This window comes from Nostoc sp. JL34 (genome assembly GCF_017114945.1).
Lineage (GTDB): Bacteria > Cyanobacteriota > Cyanobacteriia > Cyanobacteriales > Nostocaceae > Nostoc.
Map to the genome: position 1 here is coordinate 56,547 of NZ_JABXKQ010000094.1, position 20,848 is coordinate 77,394.

Here is a 20,848-nt window from a genome sequence, read left to right on the forward strand (position 1 = left end):
ACAAGTTTATTTTACGAAAGCGATCGCTATTTGTAATTAGGCCAAAAGAAATCTTTTGACTAAGACATTCAAGCGATCGCCCTTTGCTGAAATTTAAGCAGCACAAAAAATCGGGGCAGGTGTCAAACCCGCCCCGATCGCTTCTGATATACTGCGCCCAACGGCTGTTGCTACAGGTTTTAAGCTATCAACTAAATGCACCATATCTTCTAAGGAAAGGGCTTGACGGGCATCAGAAACAGATTTTTCTGGTTCTGGGTGACATTCAATAATTAATCCATCTGCACCGCAAGCGATCGCAGCCTTGGCTAAAGGTGCCACAAGTTCCCGTTTCCCGACGGCATGGGAAGGATCTACAATTACAGGCAGGTGAGTGATTTGCTTGAGTGCGACTACTGCCCCTAAATCTAGGACATTGCGGGTGTAATCATCGAAACTGCGGATACCGCGTTCGCACAACACCACATCAGGATTCCCGTGGCTGAGAATATATTCAGCAGCCATGACAAATTCTTCAATTGTCGCTGCTAAACCACGTTTGAGTAGTATTGGCTTACCAGCTTGTCCCAAAGCTTTGAGCAAGTCAAAGTTTTGCATATTGCGACTACCAACTTGAAGCATATCAGCGTGGGTGGCGACTACTTCAATTTGGGAAATTGACATCACCTCGGTGACAACTGGCATATTGTAATGCGATCGCACCCTTGCCAAAATCTCTAATCCTTCCTCTCCCATACCCTGGAAAGCGTAGGGAGACGTGCGGGGTTTGTAAACACCGCCACGCAATCCCTGTACTGATGCAGTAGATAGCTTTTGGGCGACTATTTCCATTTGTTCTAAACTTTCAACAGTGCAGGGGCCGCCGATAATTACCAGTTCTTTGCCGCCGAAAGCGACTTCTTTCGAGATTTTAACGATTGTCTGATGATTTAGATGGGATTGTGCAGCAAGTTTGGCATTAATCATGGTTTCATTCTCCTGAACAATTAAGTATTGGGGATTGGGGATTTCTCAAATAACAACAAAAAAGCCCGAAACCTTTAAGAGTTCCGGGCGCGTTCTGATTCATTGGCATGACGCTATTTACCCGGAATTTATTCTGGGCCAAAAGTAAAAGCCATAAAACCAGCTACTGAAATAAGTCATGACGATGAAATTCTCCTTAAAAAACAAAAACCGCAGAGTTTGCTCTGCGGTTCACCGGGTGGTTTCCATTAGGAAACTTAATTCACTCCCGGTGAACCACCTTAAACCAAAAATAAAAGTAGGAATTTGTGTTAAGCATTTGCGGGGCTTTTGCTGGAAAACTTAAAAACTATACTTATGTAAGGTAACATTATCAGGAAGAGTCGGCGGTGTCAAGACCTCCACAAACTAGAAAAAAGCGATAGACTCATTACAACTGTGGGGTTCAAGACTAGTAAAGCTTTGCGAAATTCAAAATTATGCCCTGTCCTGATTGTGTAGTGCAGTTCTAGTTGCTTGTTTGCGTACAGAAGGAGCGTCACCCCCGAACCCGATAGCGCAGCCTCTTCGAGTCCTCTCCCAAAGGGAGATGCCAAAAGCGAACGAGTATCAAGGCTTGTTATTTAGATATCATCATAGTTATATAAATTTACAAATATTGTTGGGTTATGACTAATGGGTAGTGTAAAGGATCAAAAATCAATGGTGAAAAATCTCAAAATTGAGAATATGGCCATTTTCTAACGAATAGAATACAGCTAACTCAAGGTAATCAGAGAGAACTCTAAGCCGTGGCTTCCGTCCCTCAAAAGTTCCAAGAGCCAGGATTGAGAAGTTAAAATATATAATTCTCCTGACTTATGACCTGATCTTGCGAAAGCTTATTGCAGAGAATTGACAATCGCCATACATTATTCTTACCCAAGTCCTTATTGACCAGATTAACTTTTTAGGATCATCAGTCTGATTATGCCCAGTTCCAAAATCTTAGCCCAATCTTTCGACTATCATGGAGCTTACCCCTGCCCAGTCTGTCGGATAGGTAAGATTTCTCACATGCCATTGATGGAAGCTATGGCTTGTGACTTTTGCCAAGAAATTTTTACAGTCAACTTAGAACTACAGCAAATCAAGATGCCTTCTCGGCAACCACCCTTAACTTGGCGTTGGAATGGGTTTAGTTGGACAGAAGGCCAGTTGGAAGGTGTGGAATTAGGTTGGGGTTATGGACTAGCAGCAGCAGTTTTTGTCATTCTTCCCACTACTCTAATTGGCATAGTAGCTTACTATTTTCCTGCTAATCTCAAGGAACCCATTACTTGGTTACCATATATTTGGACAATATTAACTTTCCTATCACATTTATCAATTATTGTTTGGATTTTTATTGAAGTCTATCAGATTCCAGTGGCAGCATATTTGAGAGCGATCGCTCGATGGAGAAATGGGGAGATGGGGAGATGAGAAATCAATTAAAAATTCAAAATTCAAAATTCAAAATTCAAAATTAAAGAACTCCTGCCTCCTCTTTCCCAGTCCCCAATACCCAATGCCCCATAATCAATAACAAATGATGCAGCCGATAGATGGCTCTATCACTCATAATTAAGTTGATTGTCCACCAAAATATCGTATGAGCGATCTGGAGCGGTACTATAGAGTTTTGGAATTAGAGCCTGGGGCAACACTTGAAGAAGTGAACCAGGCTTACAAAGATTTAGTCTTTGTTTGGCATCCCGATCGCATTCCTAAAGACAATCTCCGTTTACAGCAGAAAGCACAAGACAAGCTGAAAGCCATAAATGAAGCTCGTGAAAAGTTGCGCTCTCTAAAAACCAAACCTCAAGCCACATTTAACTCACCGCCACCTCAACAGGAAAAACCATCTCAAACAATCCAACGACCACCAAAGCAAAACTCAGACTTGAGTGGCAAAGACTATAGTCGGGCAAATTTGAGCAATAAAGACTTATCCGGCAGAAATCTGAGTTATGCCAATTTGAGTGGTGCTAATCTCAGCGATACTTTTATGCACAAAGTCAACCTCAGAGGTGCAAATTTATCTGAAGCAAATTTATTTCGAGCAAATCTACTTTTAGCGGATCTTAGGGAGGCGAATTTACGCGCTGCTAATTTGATTGGAGCGGATCTCAGTGGGGCCGACTTGCGAGGAGCCGACTTGACGGGAGCGCGGATTCGCTCTGGTGAGCGTCTTCTGGTTAAACTAATTGGTACTAACTTAGCAGGGGCAATTATGCCTGATGGTGCAATTTATCAATAATTGAGGTTGCGCTGATGAGAAAGCGATCAAGCATATAATTTTTCTCAATATGCTTGAATAGCTTGCCCAAAATACCAAAATAAATAGGCGATTTGCTCAAATGAGAAAGCAATCTGCGATTTTAATGATCGGCAGTATCCTTTCAGAAGTTGGAAATCTGACCTAGCTTCATCTATGCCTACAACCTGACTGTAAAATTGAATATGATCCATTAAGACTTTTAGGCACTGTGAACTTTTTTATCGGTTGTGCTGTTTGGGCATATAAAGGTTGGGTGGGCGAACTCTATCCCCAAGGCACTCGCACTGCCGATTTTCTCCATCTTTACAGTCGCCGCTTCACGACTGTAGAAGGTAACACCACTTTTTATGCCGTGCCTAATCAAGAAACTGTAACCCGTTGGGCTGCCGAAACACCAGCAGGTTTTGAATTTTGTCTGAAATTACCGCGAGATATTACTCATCAAGGATTGCTACAACCTTATATTCCGGCTGCTTTAAAATTTCTGGAGGAGATGCGCCCTTTAGGTAATCATCTCGGCCCAATCTTTGCTCAGTTACCACCCAGCTATGCACCTGCATTACTTGACGACTTGACCAACTTTCTGGAGGCTTGGCCGCGTACAGACACACCTCTAGCGGTGGAAGTTCGGCATCCCGACTGGTTCAAGGAACCCCATGCTAATAACTTGACGGCGCTTTTAGAAAAATTAGGTGTAGGACGGGTACTGTTAGACTCGCGCCCCATTTACACTGGAGATGATGACCCCCAGTTGCGATCGGAACGGCGCAAACCCAAATTACCGTTGCAATTGAGTGTGACAGCACCTTTTACTCTGATTCGGTTTATTTCTCATCCGAATTTATCAGTGAATCAGCCATTTATGGAAGAGTGGGTGAGACAGATTCAGCAATGGTTACAGATGGGAGTGCGAATTTATTTCTTTGTCCATTGTCCAATAGAAGCGCGATCACCCAGCACAGCCCGTCACTTCCAACAGCTATTGGAACAGAGTGGTATACCAGTTCCACCCCTACCTTGGAATAACCTTGAGCATCCCCCCAATCAACTCAGTTTATGGTGATCGTATTTAGTAGATAATTGGTGTTGTAATAGTTTTCTGTTAAAGCGAATTTTTTAAGAGCAGTTCCACCAAAGGAGGTTGAGATGAGTCGTCTTCTTTATGAAAATTCAGTCTCATATAAAGGATATCTCATCATTCCATTTATTTTTGGCAAGGCGGATAATTACGAAATTTATTCGTATAAATTGCTATCTGAAATTGGTCACAGAAGCCAATTTCATAAAGCAGAAAACCCCGCAGGTATCTATGGAAGTGGCGTTAGTAATATCGCTGATATTGCTAAAGAGTATATTGATCAAAATTCAGAGTTTGTTCATCGGGGAGATAGTTTTAAGTCTCGCTATATTTATCGGAACAATTTGATTATCATCTTTCAAGAAGGAGACAAATATTTTTATGACCATTACCCACCAGAGTTATTGAATAATATTGCAGCTCCAAAGTTATTCAAATCCGAATATGAATGTCTGAGTTGGATTAAGCAAGGGTTTGATGGGCGACATGTGCGGCAAAGAGCTATTTGAAGAAGGTAGGAGTTAGGAGTAAAAGAAGCTTACAACAGTTTTCATTTAATTGAACCACGTGTGTTGTTAAGACACAGTATGGTCTTTTTTTTGTTAGAAAGGGGCGATCGCAATTTCAAGGCAGGCTAAAGGCTTATAGCACTCGGCATACCTTCGCCACTTGGGCGATCGCATCTGGAGCATCTCCTGAAAAGGTAGCCTACTGGATCGGCGATAACGTCCAAACAGTTTTGAAGTATTACTGTCACCCAGATGTCACCAAAGCAGAGTGCCCAGACTTTTGAAGTGCTACTCACCTACTACTCAAAAATGGGCTGAAAATGCTTGTAATCTAGTTAGGAGGTAATTCCAAACTCATTTCACCTAACAACCCCTTGCGAAAATCTGTTAAAAGTTGCCTTGCAGCTCGCTCTATATCACCTTTGTAACGATGCTCTGCCAAAGCGTGCAAATAGATATCTCCGGTGTCGGATATAGAATCGAGTTGATAGCGGGACTGTAATGGTTTTTTTGGTAATAAATCTGCGGCTACAGCTTCTAAATAGTTGAATAAATCCACTAAGGCTGCTGCTACTAGCTGATTATCGTAAGATGCTTCACCGATATCATCACAAATGGCTAATTTCAATGCTGCATCTTGGTCTTCCAATCTTATAGGGATGACACCAGGAGCATCTAGCAATTCCAAATGTTCGGAAATTCGCACCCAGCGTAGTTGGCGAGTTACTCCAGGACGAGCTGCACTTTCTACTACTCGTCGTCCCAACAGGCGGTTAATTAAAGCTGATTTACCGACATTGGGAAAACCAATCACCACAGCCCGCACTGGACGGGGTAACATCCCCCGATCGCTTCTTCTTTGATTGAGTTCTACCCCAGCTGCTTGCGCTGCCCGCGCCACTTCTGCTATACCTTTACCATGTTGAGCGTTGGTAAAATAAGGGACTTCTCCCTGACGTTTAAACCAATCTAACCACAGCGATCGCATTTGCGGTGTAATCATATCTACTCGGTTAAGTATCAACACCCGTGTCTTACCCTCCACCCACTCAGCTATTTGGGGATGGTGAGTCGCTAAGGGAATCCGGGCGTCTCGTACTTCAAATACCACATCTACGCGCTTAAGCTGTTCTTTGAGCTTCTTTTCAGCTTTCGCAATGTGACCTGGATACCATTGAATCAGGTTTAATCTATAATTTTGAGTTATGGCCATAGTTTATTATTAACTACCAATTACTTATTATCGCCAATAAAAGGGATTGGGGATTGGGGACAATAATAACTCCTAACTCAGCACTCCTTTTTGGCTTGATGTAAAATCAGACGATTGCCATCAAGGTCATAAGCATAAATTTCTCTGCCGTGGGAAGCAATGGAAATGTCTCCTGGTGGAGGATAACCCAAAGCAGTTAGGTGAGCGATCGCATCTTCTAAGTTACTCACCTCTAAACACAAACTTATCTTATTTTTGGAGTAGGTACAAAATGGTGAGGGGGTCGGAGTTTTCTCCCAAGGTGAGACGGTTTCCGTTGTTAGAGCAGCAGTAGAAAGTCTTTTGCTAAGGGGAGATTCCAAAGGCGAATGAGGGTCTTGCAATCCGTCGAACCCAAAGGACTTGTCGTTAGACATCGCTTCAAATTCAGATTCGTCTGTGTTCTTTGGTTTAAAAATACCTAATCGCATACTAACCAAATTAAACTCAGCATAGACACTTGGAATCAAAATAACTGGCTTTTGCTCCAGCAATTTGGTATAGAAATTTACTAATTTCTCCCAATTAACCGATGCTATGGTGACAAATGCGTTAGTGTACTGGAAAACCATATTTACCTATCGCCCTTTGGGTTCGCCGTCTTTGTCATTGGTGTCTAAAAGAACGAAAATAGTGAAAAATGTACTTAATGAATTAGATTTCCCCACGGCTTCAAGCCGTGATCCGTGATCGGAGTTAAAGAAATTTTATTTTACAGGTATTTTCAGGTAAATCAAACATAGTGATTTAACTAATTTACTCAACTTCCTCACAGTGAATTAACAGTTTTTCCATCGCTTCTGCTAGAGAAATCAACTCTGTCCAAGAGGAACCACTAACTAAATTTTGGGCGTGAGCTAATCGGTTTCGCAACTGTTCAGCAGACTTGAGGAAACGTTCACCAAATCGTTTTGATTTTAGTCCTAGTTGCTGGAGAAGTTCTGGTTGATTTAAAATCAACTCTCGTTTATCACAGAATTGCAAATAATCTAATAAATCGGTAGCTTCGTTTCTTTCTTGGCTCTCTCGCCATAGCCGTTGAGCAACTTCTAAACGCTCAGGTTTGAGGACTTTTTGCCAAGAATCTTGGGGATAGTAAATCCGCACCAGCCGCAGCAAATTCATCTCTAGCAGTGTTACCAAGCCAAACAATAGCATTCGCACGGGTGCTTTCTGCAAGTCACCACAGGTAACAATACCACTTACCTGATTGCAGTCTAAGACAAACAATCGCGGAGTTTGTCGCAAAACGGGTAGCAACTTCATCAGTGGGGTGGAAATGGCAATTAGTTCTTTTGGATGAAAGACCCGTTGATAATCGCTACATTTGCCTTCTTTGCCTGGAATCAAACTAGAGCGTTCTACATAACCGCTAATAATATCTCCTGTCTCAACGCCGATAACATCAAAGTTCTGTGCCTGCATCCAATACAGCACTTCTTTCGCCTCTGCATCCGCTGGCATAGCTTTCAGGGGTTCTGCCACGTATTCAATGGTGATATTGTTCTCAAATAAACTCCGCAGGTCTTGAGAGCGCGATTTTAGGTGTTTCATCCCCCTGCTATCAACTCACGTTAAATAATCCTACGGCACTGATGCGATCGCCTACGGAATTTTCTACCAGATTATCCTGCGTAGGCGTAGCCCAACATCGGCATCGCTATCCCAACAAATACCACAGACTTCTCTTATACCATCTTAGTTGGTAATAATTTAGTGGTGATTTAGACAATTTCAAGTAACAAAATATTTCGCATCTAGAAAAAAATAAATATATATGTAGTTAACTATATGAGATTAGTTGATTAATTTGCGATAAAAATGCCGAAAATCCTGACAAAAAAAATGTTATTACTAAAACGACGTATCGAATTGATACTTGGTAGAATTTTACCAAGATAACCAAAATTGATAATATTATTATGCCAAGAAAAGAACAAGGATGGGTCACATTTCAAACATCAGAGGACGAGCGGAAGATTCTGGAGGAGTTCTGCGAACAGTCTCAACGCACCAAGACTGAAATTCTGCGGGAACTCGTGCGTAGTCTCACTCAGCACAGTTTGGCATCAACATCACCATCAACTCAGCAGGAAAAACAGGAAGATATCTACTATACTCAAAAGCCTGACATAGAAAGTAATATTCAAAAAAAATCACTAAAAGTTAGCTCTCGGAATATTCTTAAAGGTGTTGTTAAGCGAGTTGTTTATGGAGCTGTTAATAGTGAAGTGACTCTGGAGATTATTCATAAAGTAGAATTAACTTCAATTATTACCAGAGCTTCTGCAGAAGAGTTGGAACTATCTGAAGGGAAAGAAGCTTATGCAGTGATTAAATCTAACGATATTGTCATTGCTAGAGAATAGAAATATGTTGATTTTGGGCGTTGGATATCAAGAGGATGAATTCTCATCACTAACATTTTTGATTTTGGAGAACTGCAAGATAAATTGAGTATATATAGTTGATGCAATGTCTACAAGGGGCTATTTGGCGTCGCAGCTCAAAGGAAGTATCAACTAGTAATAAAAATTGTCTAGGGATTAACTTGGTATCATTTTTGTTTTGCTTGCTGCTATACAAGACTTTACAAAAAAATTTGCAATTGGATTTTGCAATCGCTTTTCAGAAATCTTGACAACCAATTAATCGGCTGTAGAGGCGTACATCTGTGCGCTCCTACTGGCTTTAACTTGAATTTGAGACTTGCGATCGCTCTCTTTAGATCGTGTATATATCTATCTAGAGATATAAATCACCGTTAAAAAATGAACATCACACGGTTATATGGCAAAAAATACGGGGATTTCTATTGGCGTCTCACAATCTTTGCGTCTTTTTTGATGGCGTTCTCTTCACGAAAGTTTTCTCTTTTCCAGTGGTGTTAACTCTTTGAGTACGGTAAACCGTATTTGCTCGTTAGTTCCCAAAGATTAATTAAATTGTTAAGTTTAGTTACATAAATAAAAAAATGCTGCCAACATTGCTAATCAGGAGAAATTATGAGAATCAGTAATATCCTTAAGGATCAAGACAAATTGAACAACTTTGCGTGAGCAGAGCCAATCGCCATAGTTTGGGCGGGTACGTGATCGTAACTCGGATGTACATCGCACAATAATCTCAGCTTGGTTTCACTGAGTATGCCGATTTTTAATCAAGTTTCTTCAGCTAATTCAAAAATAAGACTTAATTAACATTGTTAAACATTGCTATGAAAGCGACAGATCAATTGGTGCATTTTTTAAAGGAAGAGTTGGGTATTTCTGGTGGAGCAATTTCTCTTGCTTTGCGACATTGTGAGCAGACCCCCAACTTTCTAGCCATGACCCTCTGGCAGTATGGGCTGGTAACACTGGATCAGTTAGCCCAAATTTTTGATTGGTTGGAAACAGTATAAGCTGCTGCTTTAATTATTTGGGCTGGAAATAGCAGACTTTCTCAGAAAGTCACATTCTCAACAGTTTTCATTCTAAGGATTGGTAACATTTATGGCAATTAAAGAACAGCCTAAGTCACCTCGGTTTCGGATCATTGCTAATATATTGCTGGCAGTATCAGGGCTATTCCTGCTCTTAAATTTATTCTTGCCTGGTTTATTTGCTTCTGGGCCGACTGGTGTTCCCTATAGTCTATTTATTCATCAAGTACAGGAAGGGGAAGTCAACCGCGTTTCTGTGGGTCAAAATCAGATCCTCTACCAACTAAAAACAGAAAATGCCGAATCGGGGCCAGTATTTGCAACTACACCAATCTTTGATTTAGAGTTACCCAAACTGCTAGAACAAAAGGGAGTTGAATTTGCTGCAACACCTCCACCCAAGAATACTTGGTTTACAACCCTCTTGAGTTGGGTGATTCCACCACTGATTTTTATTGGCATTTGGCAGTTCTTTCTCGCTCGTGGTGGTGGTGGCGGTGGCCCCCAAGGTGCGCTTTCCATTGGTAAGAGCAAAGCTAAGGTTTACGTTGAAGGCGAATCAGCTAAAATCACCTTTGCAGATGTGGCTGGGGTCGAAGAAGCGAAAACTGAGTTAGTGGAAATTGTAGATTTCCTCAAAACTCCGGCACGGTTTACGCAAATTGGCGCTAGGATTCCCAAAGGTGTGTTGTTGGTTGGCCCTCCAGGAACTGGTAAGACACTTTTAGCGAAAGCCGTAGCAGGAGAAGCAGGAGTTCCATTCTTCAGTATCTCTGGTTCCGAGTTTGTAGAATTGTTTGTTGGTGTGGGTTCTTCCAGAGTCCGAGATTTGTTTGAGCAGGCCAAAAAACAAGCTCCTTGTATTGTATTCATTGATGAATTGGATGCGATCGGTAAGTCTCGCAGCAGTAATGGCTTCTACGGTGGTAACGATGAGCGCGAACAAACCCTCAACCAATTACTAACAGAGATGGACGGGTTTGCAGCTGGGGATGCAACAGTAATTGTTTTAGCAGCTACCAACCGCCCCGAAACCCTAGACCCGGCATTGTTACGTCCAGGTCGCTTTGACCGCCAAGTGTTGGTAGACCGTCCTGATTTATCTGGTCGGGAGGCAATTCTGAAGATTCACGCTCAAAAGGTAAAATTAGGAGATGATGTAAATTTAAAAGCGATCGCTACTCGTACCCCTGGTTTTGCTGGCGCAGATTTGGCGAATTTGGTAAATGAAGCCGCATTATTGGCAGCTCGCAATCTCCGTCAAAGTGTTGCTCAAGAAGACTTCGCCGAAGCAATTGAGCGGGTAGTCGCCGGTTTAGAGAAGAAGAGTCGGGTGATGAACGAGACTGAGAAAAAGATTGTTGCATACCATGAAGTTGGTCATGCAATGGTCGGGGCGCTCACAACAGGAAACGGTCGCGTAGAAAAGATTTCGATTATTCCTCGTGGGATGGCTGCTTTGGGCTACACTCTGCAATTACCAACTGAAGACCGCTTTTTGATGAATGAAGCAGAATTGCGGGGTCAGATTGCAACTCTGTTAGGTGGACGTTCCGCTGAAGAGATTGTATTTAACAGTATTACCACAGGTGCTTCCAACGATTTGCAACGAGCAACTGATTTAGCAGAACGGATGGTTACAGCTTATGGGATGAGTAAAGTCTTAGGGCCATTGGCTTACCAACAAGGACAACAAGCAATGTTCCTGGGTAATGGTGGGGCTAATCCCCGGCGGGCGGTCAGTGAAGACACATCCAAAGCCATTGATAGCGAAGTCAAGGAAATCGTGGAAACAGCCCACGAACAAGCCCTAGAGATTCTCAGACAGAATCGAGACTTGCTAGAAGCGATAGCGACTCAACTCTTAGAAACAGAAGTCATTGAAGGCGAAAAACTGCACGATTTGTTGAGTCAAGTGAAACCTGTAACTAATTCGTAATTCGTAATTAAGAAAGTCAGATTTCATCCACAGAGGGACGCAAAGTAATTCTCTGCGTCCTTTTGCGTTAAACCTCTGCGTTCCTATGCGTTTCAGAAATGCCACTTACTGCAATGCAAACACCAGCCAGGAAAAATGCCAATGCACCTCCAACAGCACCAACAAAAGGTGTTATCCCTTGCGGTTGGGGAAATATGATGCCAAATAAACTCATAGCTAAAGCGAACCCACCAAAATACATCCCAATTCCTAATCCTACCCACCGCTGGGGTACTAGTCCTAAAGCAAAAGGAATTGCCCCATTGACAATTAAACTAAAGCCCGCAACGATTAAGACAATTATCGGAATTTGTGCGCCCACAGATATCATTATCAGTAACGAGGGAATGATTGCACAGATCCCACAAAGCATTGCTTGACGATTGCCAATTTTGACGGCGAAGATCCCTGCTGGTATGCTGGCAATTGCGATCGCTAGTCCAATCCATACCATTTGCACATCAATATTATCAGTATTCAGTTGGGCTTTCAGCACTTTACCCAACACATCCATAAGAAATCGGATACCCCACGCGACACCGAAACCAGTTCCTAAAATCAACGCCAATTTCTGTAAGGGCAACTTTACTATTTCTGCTTGATGTCTATCCACTGGTGCTTCTGGGGGATTGACTAACCGCAACACAGCCGCCGCCCCTAGCATGACGAAAGAACCGATCGCAAAGGTATAAACTGGCCCTAAACTCAGAATGAACTTGTAGCTTATCGGTCTAAAAGCCCCAATCACACCGCCGGCTAAAGTGACAAAACTTACTGCTAAAGGTAACTGGGCTGGTGTCGCATACATCCCCAATAGGCACATAGCTGGAGAGCGAAATATTGTCATTGCGAATGCCCAGGCTACCAATACTATAGGTAAGAGCGATCGCATCACAGTAGTAGGTGGGATCAAGCTTACAACACATGGTATAGCAATGAACAAAGCCGATGACAAAATCATACCTACTGAGATGAAGGGAAACCGAGTTCCTACCCAGCGCCTAGCTTGATCTGAAAGTCCGCCCATCATGGGTTCCAGCACTGCACCCAAGGCATTTTCGACTAGCACCAAGCCAATTGCCAATGAAGCAGGAAAACCAAACTGAGTCAAAAGTTGCGGCAAATATATATTATAAATTAACCAAGTGAGGGTAATTGCTCCCTGTACAGCTGCCAACACCCAAACTTGCACCCATAAAATATTGAGATGAGATTTCGAGGTAGTCATAAGGAGATAGGGAAGTGGGAAATGAGGAGATGAGGGAGAGGGAGGAGACAAGGGAGAAAATTTTACCTTATCTTCCTTGTCCCCCTTGTCTTCCTTGTCCCTCTTCTCCCCCTCATCCCCTCTTTAACGAAAGCGGTGCGTTTTTAATACTCTGGAACTGAAGGATCGATTTCTCGACTCCAGGCGGTAATTCCGCCTTTGACATTCGTCCCGACAATCCCGGCTTCTTTGAGAATGGCAAGGGCTTTTGCCGATCGCCCGCCCATCTTACAATGAGCAATTAAGCGGTGACCGTTCAATATTTCCTTTACCTTAGCAACGCCATTTCCATTTTCAATGTCTGGTAAGGGCACCAAAACTGAACCAGGAATCTTGGCAATTTCGTACTCATTGGGATTGCGGACATCCAGCAGTACAAAATCCTTCGCACCACTATCCAGCAATTCCTTCAAATCCTTGACGGTCATTTCTTGACTTTCCATCTGCTGTTTTGCCTCCTCTGCCTTAGCTTGTGGAATCCCGCAGAATTGTTCATAGTCTATCAGCTTTTCAATTACTGGGCGAATCGGGTTAGGACGCAGTTTCAACTCCCGAAATTTCATATCTAAGGCGTTGTATAACAGCAATCGTCCACTTAGAGTATTACCTTGTCCCAGAATGATTTTGACAGTTTCGGTTGCCTGGATTAAACCAATAATTCCTGGCAAAATTCCCAATACGCCACCTTCTGCACATGAGGGAACCATTCCTGGTGGTGGGGGTTCTGGAAAAAGGTCACGATAATTCGGCCCACCTTCGTAGTTAAATACAGTAGCTTGCCCTTCAAAACGTAAAATTGAACCGTAAACGTTGGGCTTATTCAGCAATACGCAGGCGTCGTTAACTAGATATCTGGTGGGGAAGTTATCAGTACCATCTACCACGATATCGTAAGGTTGGAGGATTTCCAGGGCGTTTTCGGAAGTCAGGCGAGTTTCGTATAAATCAACCTGACAATAGGGATTAATCTCGTGAATGCGGTTTTTTGCCGATTCAATCTTGGGTTTACCCACCCAGGATGTACCGTGGATTACTTGGCGTTGAAGATTAGAAGTATCGACAACATCGAAATCCACAATCCCGATGCGTCCAATACCCGCCGCCGCCAGATATAAAAGTAGTGGTGAACCGAGTCCACCTGTACCGATACACTGTACACTAGCGGCTTTCAGGCGCTTCTGTCCTTCTAGTCCTACTTCCGGTAAAATCAGGTGTCGGGAGTAGCGTTCGTAATCGTCTTTGGTCAACTGGATTTCATCCAGATTGGGATTAAGCATAGCAGTTATGATCTGGGACGGAATATTAATCCTATCGAAAAACTGTATCTCCTATGGAGATAGGGAGTGGGGAAGACGAATTTTCATCCGTGGTGGCGGCGAAAACCGCTATGAGTGAATGTCTTTAAACTAAGCCGTTAAATTATATTTTCAATTTTCTCTGCTTGGAACTGATGAGTATCATCAAGACTCCAGCTTTGAAGTTTCCCAGCTTTGCCGTTTTGGACGGAAACTATTATATACGAGTATCCTTGCCAAGCGTAGAGGCGATCGCATTCTGAAGGGATAGCAGGATGATCTGGGTGGGAGTGAAAAATGCCGATAATGTTCAGTGAGCGATCGCGTGCTTCCTTTTGTGTTTTTAGCATAACTTGGGGTGCGATCGTATATTGCCGTCTTTTACTTTCTATTGTGTGTTCCCCTGGAAACTCAGCCGCCGCTTCTGCATTCCAAGTATTTTCTGTTGGCATGACTTCTACCACAGTTTTGCCCTCATTAGCCAGATAGCCCAAAATTATACCACAGCACTCATCTGGGTAGGTGCTTTCGGCATGGGTGCGGATGGTTTGCAACTGTTCTTGGCTAAATCGGATCATCTCTGCGTTTGTAATTCTAGCAACTTATTAATAATAATCGCCCAGATACAATTACTATGCGTAGGCGTAGCCCGCCGCAGGCATCGCTCGATCTTAATCATAGTGTGTAGCCTAACCCAGGCATCGCAGCGTTCAAAAAGTATTTTGTATCAATATCTTCATCTTCAAACATTTGCCTACTGCTTTCTTATTGCCTTCTGAAAGTTTGCTGCCTTGAAAGAAAGCCTCCACTCAAAATTCTTTGTGACTGCTGCTGTCTGCAAATTCTTGACCATAAACTCAAAAAATATGAAGAACACACTATTAGCACATACATTTATCGGCATATAATATAAAGAGTGTGCAAAGATAGTTCTTTCACTATGGACATCTAAGTAAATATTCAGTATTTAGTTAATATCAAGTTATTTAGATGTTCTCTATTTTTAAGCTAGATATACACGGGCAATAGGCGATAACGAGGGTATGAAAATCCCTTTCTCTATCAATAGTTAACTGTTCCCTGTTTTTAAGACAGTTGAACTCGTGTTTTCAAGGTTTTGTATGAATTTCAGGCATTTAAGCTTGATTTGGCGACGTTTTTTCAGCGATGCCTGCGTTGGGCGTAACTGCAACTATTCTATCAAGAATGGTTATAAAAAGCCTGAAACGACCTATTTCAGTTCATCCACACTGTCATGATTTTGTACAGCGCGTGAGACTTTGATAATTAGATAAGTGCCACTTACAAGCTAGTCAAAAGAGTGGATTTTCGAGAAAAATTACTGTCCCTCTAGGCTGACATAAAAGTATGGCGAAAGCGCCGATTCTTGGCGAGTTCTTGTGTTCTAAAACAGCACTAACTCAGGGCTGAGAACTTAAAATTACTGAAAAAATTGATTTAGGTAGGTAAAAGTTATGACAAATATCATTGGAACCAACAATAATGACACTCTACTGGGCAGTGACGGCGCGGACACAATTAACGGTAAAGCAGGCAACGATATTATTACAGCCAAGAAAGGTAATGATATCCTGACTGGTGGCGGTGGCAAGGATAAATTTGTTTACAACTTAGGCGATGGTACTGATACCATCACCGATTTTGGTGGTATAGGTAAAGGAACAAACCCGACAGCAGCAGTCATTGCCGAAGTGGATACCATTAAATTTCAAGGTGCTGGCTTGAGTGCCCGAAATCTGCTGCTTACCCAGAATGGTAACAATCTGGAAATTACCTTTGAAGGGGTGGCTGGTGCAAAAGTCATCCTGCAAAAGTTCCAACTAGAAAACTTGGAGAATCTCAAAGCTTCTGGTGCAACACCAGCGATCGGTAATATTGTGTTTGATGGGCAAACTAGCATCACCGATAATTTTAATGTCCTGGATGCCAATTCTACTGATACTAATCTGGGCATCAAGAACACGGTGACTTTTCTTAATGATCTCGACAACAACATTACGGGTTTAGATAACTCAGATGATGTCATTAATGGTCAGGGCGGTAATGACAAAATCGACGGCAAGAGTGGTAATGATCTTTTGAGGGGTGGTGCGGGGAATGATACTCTCATTGGTGGTGCAGGCAATAACACTCTCAACGGTGGGACTGGTGACGATAACTTAAGCGCTAACAGTTCAACAGGGGATAATCTGCTCTCTGGGGGTGATGGCAATGATTCTCTCTCCGTCTCTGGCTACCAATACAGCAACTACCCAGACGGCGACGACCTTCGCTCGTCTGGCAAAAACACCCTCAACGGTGGCGCTGGTAATGATAGCTTGAGCGCTAGCGGTTCAACAGGCAATAACCTGCTCTCTGGTGACGATGGCAATGATTCTCTCTCCATTTCTGGCTATTACGAAGGAAATGGCTACTTTAATAACGATTCCCGCTCGTCTGGTAAGAACACCCTCAACGGTGGCGCTGGTAATGATAGCTTGAGCGCTAGCGGTTCAACAGGCGATAATCTGCTTTCTGGGGGCGATGGTAATGATACTCTCTCCATCTCTGGCTACTACAAGTATACTCCCTACGAAGACCCGTACGAACCCCGCAACCTTTCCTCCACATACGACTCTCGCTCGTCTGGCAAGAACACTCTCAATGGTGGTGCTGGTGATGATTACTTGAGTGCTAGCGGTTCAACAGGCAATAATCTGCTCTCTGGGGGCGATGGCAATGATACTCTCATTGGTGGTACGGGGAATGATACTCTCATTGGTGGTACGGGGAATAACTCCCTGGACGGTGGTACTGGTAACGATAGCTTGAGTGCTGACTCTTCACCAGGTAATAACCTGCTCTCTGGTGGCGATGGTAATGATACTCTCTCGGCCTTAGGTGACTACTACGGCAATGTGGTGTCTGGCAATAACACCCTCAACGGTGGTGCTGGTAACGATAGCTTGAGTGCTGACGGTTCAGCAGGCGATAACCTACTAGATGGTGGGAATGGCAATGATACCCTCTCCGTCTCTGGTGGCTACTACGACCCTGTGGTGTCTGGTAATAATATCCTCAAGGGGGGCGCTGGTAACGATAGCTTAAGTGCTTTCTTTTCAAAAGGCGATAACTTACTGGATGGTGGCGATAACAATGATACTCTCTCCATCAATCTTGCCAGTGGTAATAACACCCTCAACGGTGGTGCTGGTGACGATTACTTGAGTGCTAACATTTCAACAGGCAATAATCTGCTCTCTGGTGGCGATGGTAATGATTATCTATCCGCCTCTGAGTTCGAGGGCTACAGGTTTGATAATACCTCTGGTAAGAACACCCTCAACGGTGGTGTTGGTAACGATAACTTGAATGTTAATTATTCACGAGGCGCTAATTTGCTCTCTGGTGGTGATGGCAATGATTCTCTCTCCGGCTCTAGCTACGGCTACGGCTACGGAGGATCTTTTTATAACACCACTGGCAATAACACCCTTAACGGTGGTGCTGGTGACGATAACTTGAATATTGACTATTCATCAGGCAATAATCTGCTTTCTGGAGACAATGGCAATGATTATCTATCCGCCTCTGGCTATCAGTACGACGAGTACGGTAATGATGGCGAAGGAGTCTATCGCAGGACATCAGGCAATAACACCCTTAACGGTGGTACTGGTGCCGATAAGTTAATTGTTGATTATTCAACAGGCAAGAACTTCCTGTTTGGGGGTGATGGCAATGATACTCTCTCCGCATATAACGCATTAGGCAATAACACCCTTAACGGTGGTGCTGGCAATGACTACCTCACAGGTGGTTTTGGAAATGATACCCTCTATGGAGGAGATGGTACTGATACCTTTACTTTCAAGAGTTACAATGAAGGTGTAGATAGACTTTATGACTTTAATGCCACTAATGAATTAATTCAGGTATCGGCTGCTGGTTTTGGTGGCGGGTTATCAACACCTTCACTTTCAGCTAGTCAGTTTACACTTGGAACATCTGCAACGACAAGCAATCAACGATTTATCTATGACAATATTACAGGTGCACTGTACTTTGACCTTGATGGTAGTACGGCTGCATTTACTCAGGTAAAATTTGCACAATTATCTGCTGGATTGTCACTAACTAAAAACAACTTTGTGGTTGTTTAATCGTCATTAGTGTTCGATCATCATTACTAGGCAGGGAATGGGAGGTTCTATTTTAGGCACTTCCCATTAGATTGTTCAATACAATTGCTATTAGCAAAGAGTATGTCTTGGATTTTGTTGCTCAACTTTTAGCAATTAGTACAAATAGTTTGCAAGTGTTCTTGCCTAAGTCAGATTGTGTCTGCGTTGGTAATTCAAGCAACTTATAAAGATTTTTGCCCAGTGTAGCCCAACCCAGGCATTGCTGTGAGCAAAAAAGAAAATATGTATTTTTATCTAGGAAAATGTGAAGACTTTACAAAGTGATGTAATTACCTATACATTTATTGGCAAGTAATGTAAAGTGTATGCAAAGATGCTTGTTTAAGCATAGACTTCTAAGTAATTGTTCAGTATATAGTTATTATCAAGTTGTTTATCAGGTTATTTAGGTATTCTTTCTTTTTAAGCTAGATATCAACAGGCAATAGCCGACAACAAAGATGTAAAAACGTGTTTGCCTATTTTCTAGACCACAGGGCTTAGGCATTGACAAAAAACACAAGTATTCGCTAAGTCGGCTCATGTCTGCGTTTGTAATTCAATCAACTTATAACGATTCTCATCCAGATACAGAACATTTCGCTTCATCCCCTACAGAAGGCTGACGCCAATGCAATGACAACTAACTATTTTGGTAAAGCAAGTAAAGTTAGGATGCTTATGACTTAGATAGTTCTAGATAGCTAGATAAGTACTACTTTGAGTGGTGTGACACTAACCGAAAACAACTTTGTGGTTGTTTAATGGCCATTAGCATTCCACCATCATTCTAGGCACAGAATGCAAGATGCTCTTGTAAACACCTTGCATTCGATTTATCAATACAATTAGTGTTATCCCTCTTTCAAGAAACACTTGACGTAAAGCTTATGTGGAAAGGGTTTTTTGAAAGAAGGATATGCCGAAAACGTCAAATTGCGGCGAATGTTTGTGCTGTTTTCAGGCACAAACAGCAACTTGAGAACTGAAGTTACTGAAAAAATCGATTTAGGTAGGTCAACATTATTATGGCAAATATCATTGGAACCAACGGTAATGATACCTTACTGGGTAGTAGTGACTCTGACACGATTAACGGTAAAGTAGGCAACGATATTATCACAGCCAGCGATGGCAACGACACCTTGACTGGTGGAGGTGGTAACGATGAATTTGTTTTCTACCCGTTTTCCCGTGGCACTAATATCATCACCGATTTTGGTGGCATAGGTAAAGGTATCAATCCCTCGGCAGCAGTCATTCCCGAAGTGGACACCCTAAATTTCCAGGGCAATGATGACTTTAGTGCCGAAAATTTGCTGCTGACCCAGAATGGCAACAATCTGGAAATCAGCTTTGAAGGGGATGCTTATGAAACGAGGTTTTTTGGTCCTATAGTCATCTTGCAAAACTTAGCCCTGGAAAACCTGGAAAACCTCAGCAAATCTACAGGAGCGACTATAGACTTGGGTAATATCCAGTTTGATGGGCAAACTAGCATCACTGACGGCTTTGATGTCTTCAATGCCAACTCCACCCAAAGCACTATCTTCAACTTGAACACAGTTACTTTTCTTAACGATCTCTCCAATAATGTTAGTGGCTTTGACAACTCAGATGATGTCATCAATGGTCAGGGGGGCGATGATATCATTGACGGCTTGAGTGGCAACGACCTTTTAAGAGGTGGTGCGGGCAATGACTCCCTGGTTGGTGGTGCAGGTAATGATACTCTCGTTGGTGGTGTGGGGAATGACTCCCTCACAGGCAATGACTCCCTCGTTGGTGGTACTGGTAACGATTACTTGAATGTTGAATTTTCAACAGGCGATAACACCCTCAACGGTGGCGCTGGTAACGATACCTTGAGGGGTGGAGCTTCAACAGGCAATAACTTACTCTCTGGGGACGATGGCAATGATTATCTTTACACCTCTAACGTTTATAGCAGTGTCAGCGGATATATCTATTTCCCCTCTTCAAGCAATAACACCCTGAACGGTGGCGCTGGTGATGATACCTTGGATGCTCAGGCTCCATTAGGCAATAACTTACTCTCTGGGGGCGATGGCAATGATTCTCTCTTCAGCTCTGGCTACTATGAATCTAGAGGGATCAATTTTGGCTCCTCAGGCAATAACACCCTCAACGGTGGCGCTGGTGACGATTATTTGAGCGCTAGGTATTCAACAGGCAATAACTTACTCTCTGGAAACGATGGCAATGATTCTCTCTCCATCTCTGCCTATTTATTTACGTCCGTTAATTACGATGATTATTTGTCTTCCTCAGGTAATAACACTCTCAATGGTGGTGCTGGTGATGATACCTTGAATGCTCAGTCTCCATCAGGCAATAACTTACTCTTTGGGGGCTATGGTGGTAATGATAAGATTATTGGCGGTGCAGGCAACGATAGCTTGAGTACTAGCGGTTATGGCAATAGCACCCTTTATGGAGGCGATGGTAATGATACTCTCACAGCCTCTGGATTTGGGAATGGCAATGATAGCCTCTATGGAGGAGCTGGTACTGATACAGGGCAAACGCATCTTATTTACTAATAAAAACTAAGGGAGATTCCAAAATGACA

Annotated in this window: 15 protein-coding genes and 1 pseudogene; 9 read left to right on the plus strand and 7 right to left on the minus strand. The window is 42.8% G+C overall.

Annotation, left to right across the window (positions count from 1 at the left end; genetic code table 11):
* Window positions 1–93 precede the first annotated feature (93 nt).
* Window positions 94–966 carry a 3-deoxy-7-phosphoheptulonate synthase gene (gene aroF / locus HWQ44_RS17730; protein WP_292721016.1) on the minus strand — a complete coding sequence of 291 codons (873 nt, stop codon included), beginning with the start codon at window positions 964–966 and terminating at the stop codon, window positions 94–96.
* Between the two features lie 969 nt (window positions 967–1,935).
* Here aroF and HWQ44_RS17735 point away from each other — a divergent pair.
* The 4 genes from HWQ44_RS17735 to HWQ44_RS17750 all read left to right on the plus strand — a co-directional run bounded on the left by HWQ44_RS17735 (window position 1,936) and on the right by HWQ44_RS17750 (window position 4,855).
* Window positions 1,936–2,430, plus strand: a complete 495-nt coding sequence (locus HWQ44_RS17735; RefSeq protein ID WP_292721019.1) for a hypothetical protein — start codon at window positions 1,936–1,938, stop codon at window positions 2,428–2,430.
* A 169-nt stretch (window positions 2,431–2,599) separates the two neighbouring features.
* A complete protein-coding gene (locus tag HWQ44_RS17740) occupies window positions 2,600–3,247 on the plus strand; it encodes a pentapeptide repeat-containing protein (RefSeq protein ID WP_292721021.1) in 648 nt (215 codons plus the stop codon).
* Between the two features lie 229 nt (window positions 3,248–3,476).
* On the plus strand, window positions 3,477–4,331 hold the full coding sequence (locus HWQ44_RS17745) for a DUF72 domain-containing protein (protein WP_292721024.1): 855 nt from the start codon (window positions 3,477–3,479) through the stop codon (window positions 4,329–4,331).
* Between the two features lie 83 nt (window positions 4,332–4,414).
* Window positions 4,415–4,855 (plus strand): hypothetical protein, encoded by a 441-nt coding sequence (locus tag HWQ44_RS17750; protein ID WP_292721027.1) that lies wholly within the window; start codon window positions 4,415–4,417, stop codon window positions 4,853–4,855.
* Window positions 4,856–5,186: 331 nt separating this feature from the next.
* On the opposite strand, the gene ylqF is transcribed toward HWQ44_RS17750, so the two are convergent.
* The 3 genes and pseudogenes from ylqF to HWQ44_RS17765 form a co-directional block, all read right to left on the minus strand.
* A complete protein-coding gene (ylqF, locus tag HWQ44_RS17755) occupies window positions 5,187–6,068 on the minus strand; it encodes a ribosome biogenesis GTPase YlqF (RefSeq protein WP_292721030.1) in 882 nt (293 codons plus the stop codon).
* Between the two features lie 77 nt (window positions 6,069–6,145).
* Window positions 6,146–6,328: pseudogene (locus tag HWQ44_RS17760) on the minus strand (VOC family protein); the annotation flags it as partial.
* A 535-nt stretch (window positions 6,329–6,863) separates the two neighbouring features.
* Window positions 6,864–7,661: a hypothetical protein gene (locus HWQ44_RS17765; RefSeq protein WP_292721032.1), complete on the minus strand. Its 798-nt coding sequence runs from the start codon at window positions 7,659–7,661 to the stop codon at window positions 6,864–6,866.
* A 368-nt stretch (window positions 7,662–8,029) separates the two neighbouring features.
* On the opposite strand from HWQ44_RS17765, the gene HWQ44_RS17770 reads away from it, so the two are divergent.
* From HWQ44_RS17770 to ftsH4, 3 genes are all read left to right on the plus strand, one after another.
* Window positions 8,030–8,476 (plus strand): molybdopterin-binding protein, encoded by a 447-nt coding sequence (locus HWQ44_RS17770; protein WP_292721034.1) that lies wholly within the window; start codon window positions 8,030–8,032, stop codon window positions 8,474–8,476.
* 848 nt (window positions 8,477–9,324) lie between these two features.
* Entirely contained in the window at window positions 9,325–9,510 is a 186-nt protein-coding gene (locus HWQ44_RS17775) for a DUF2949 domain-containing protein (protein WP_012408660.1), read from the plus strand.
* A gap of 91 nt (window positions 9,511–9,601) precedes the next feature.
* Window positions 9,602–11,470: an ATP-dependent zinc metalloprotease FtsH4 gene (gene ftsH4, locus HWQ44_RS17780; RefSeq protein ID WP_292721038.1), complete on the plus strand. Its 1,869-nt coding sequence runs from the start codon at window positions 9,602–9,604 to the stop codon at window positions 11,468–11,470.
* Between the two features lie 67 nt (window positions 11,471–11,537).
* Here ftsH4 and HWQ44_RS17785 read toward each other — a convergent pair whose 3' ends face one another.
* The 3 genes from HWQ44_RS17785 to HWQ44_RS17795 form a co-directional block, all read right to left on the minus strand.
* On the minus strand, window positions 11,538–12,737 hold the full coding sequence (locus HWQ44_RS17785) for an MFS transporter (RefSeq protein ID WP_292721040.1): 1,200 nt from the start codon (window positions 12,735–12,737) through the stop codon (window positions 11,538–11,540).
* Window positions 12,738–12,880: 143 nt separating this feature from the next.
* Window positions 12,881–14,053: a molybdopterin-synthase adenylyltransferase MoeB gene (gene moeB, locus HWQ44_RS17790; RefSeq protein WP_292721042.1), complete on the minus strand. Its 1,173-nt coding sequence runs from the start codon at window positions 14,051–14,053 to the stop codon at window positions 12,881–12,883.
* A gap of 137 nt (window positions 14,054–14,190) precedes the next feature.
* A complete protein-coding gene (locus HWQ44_RS17795; RefSeq protein ID WP_292721045.1) occupies window positions 14,191–14,649 on the minus strand; it encodes a M67 family metallopeptidase in 459 nt (152 codons plus the stop codon).
* Between the two features lie 897 nt (window positions 14,650–15,546).
* On the opposite strand from HWQ44_RS17795, the gene HWQ44_RS17800 reads away from it, so the two are divergent.
* Both HWQ44_RS17800 and HWQ44_RS17805 read left to right on the plus strand, forming a co-directional pair.
* A complete protein-coding gene (locus tag HWQ44_RS17800; protein ID WP_334727281.1) occupies window positions 15,547–18,234 on the plus strand; it encodes a calcium-binding protein in 2,688 nt (895 codons plus the stop codon).
* Between the two features lie 1,049 nt (window positions 18,235–19,283).
* Window positions 19,284–20,819, plus strand: coding sequence for a calcium-binding protein (locus HWQ44_RS17805; RefSeq protein WP_292721048.1), 1,536 nt, complete (start codon window positions 19,284–19,286; stop codon window positions 20,817–20,819).
* Window positions 20,820–20,848: the final 29 nt, after the last annotated feature.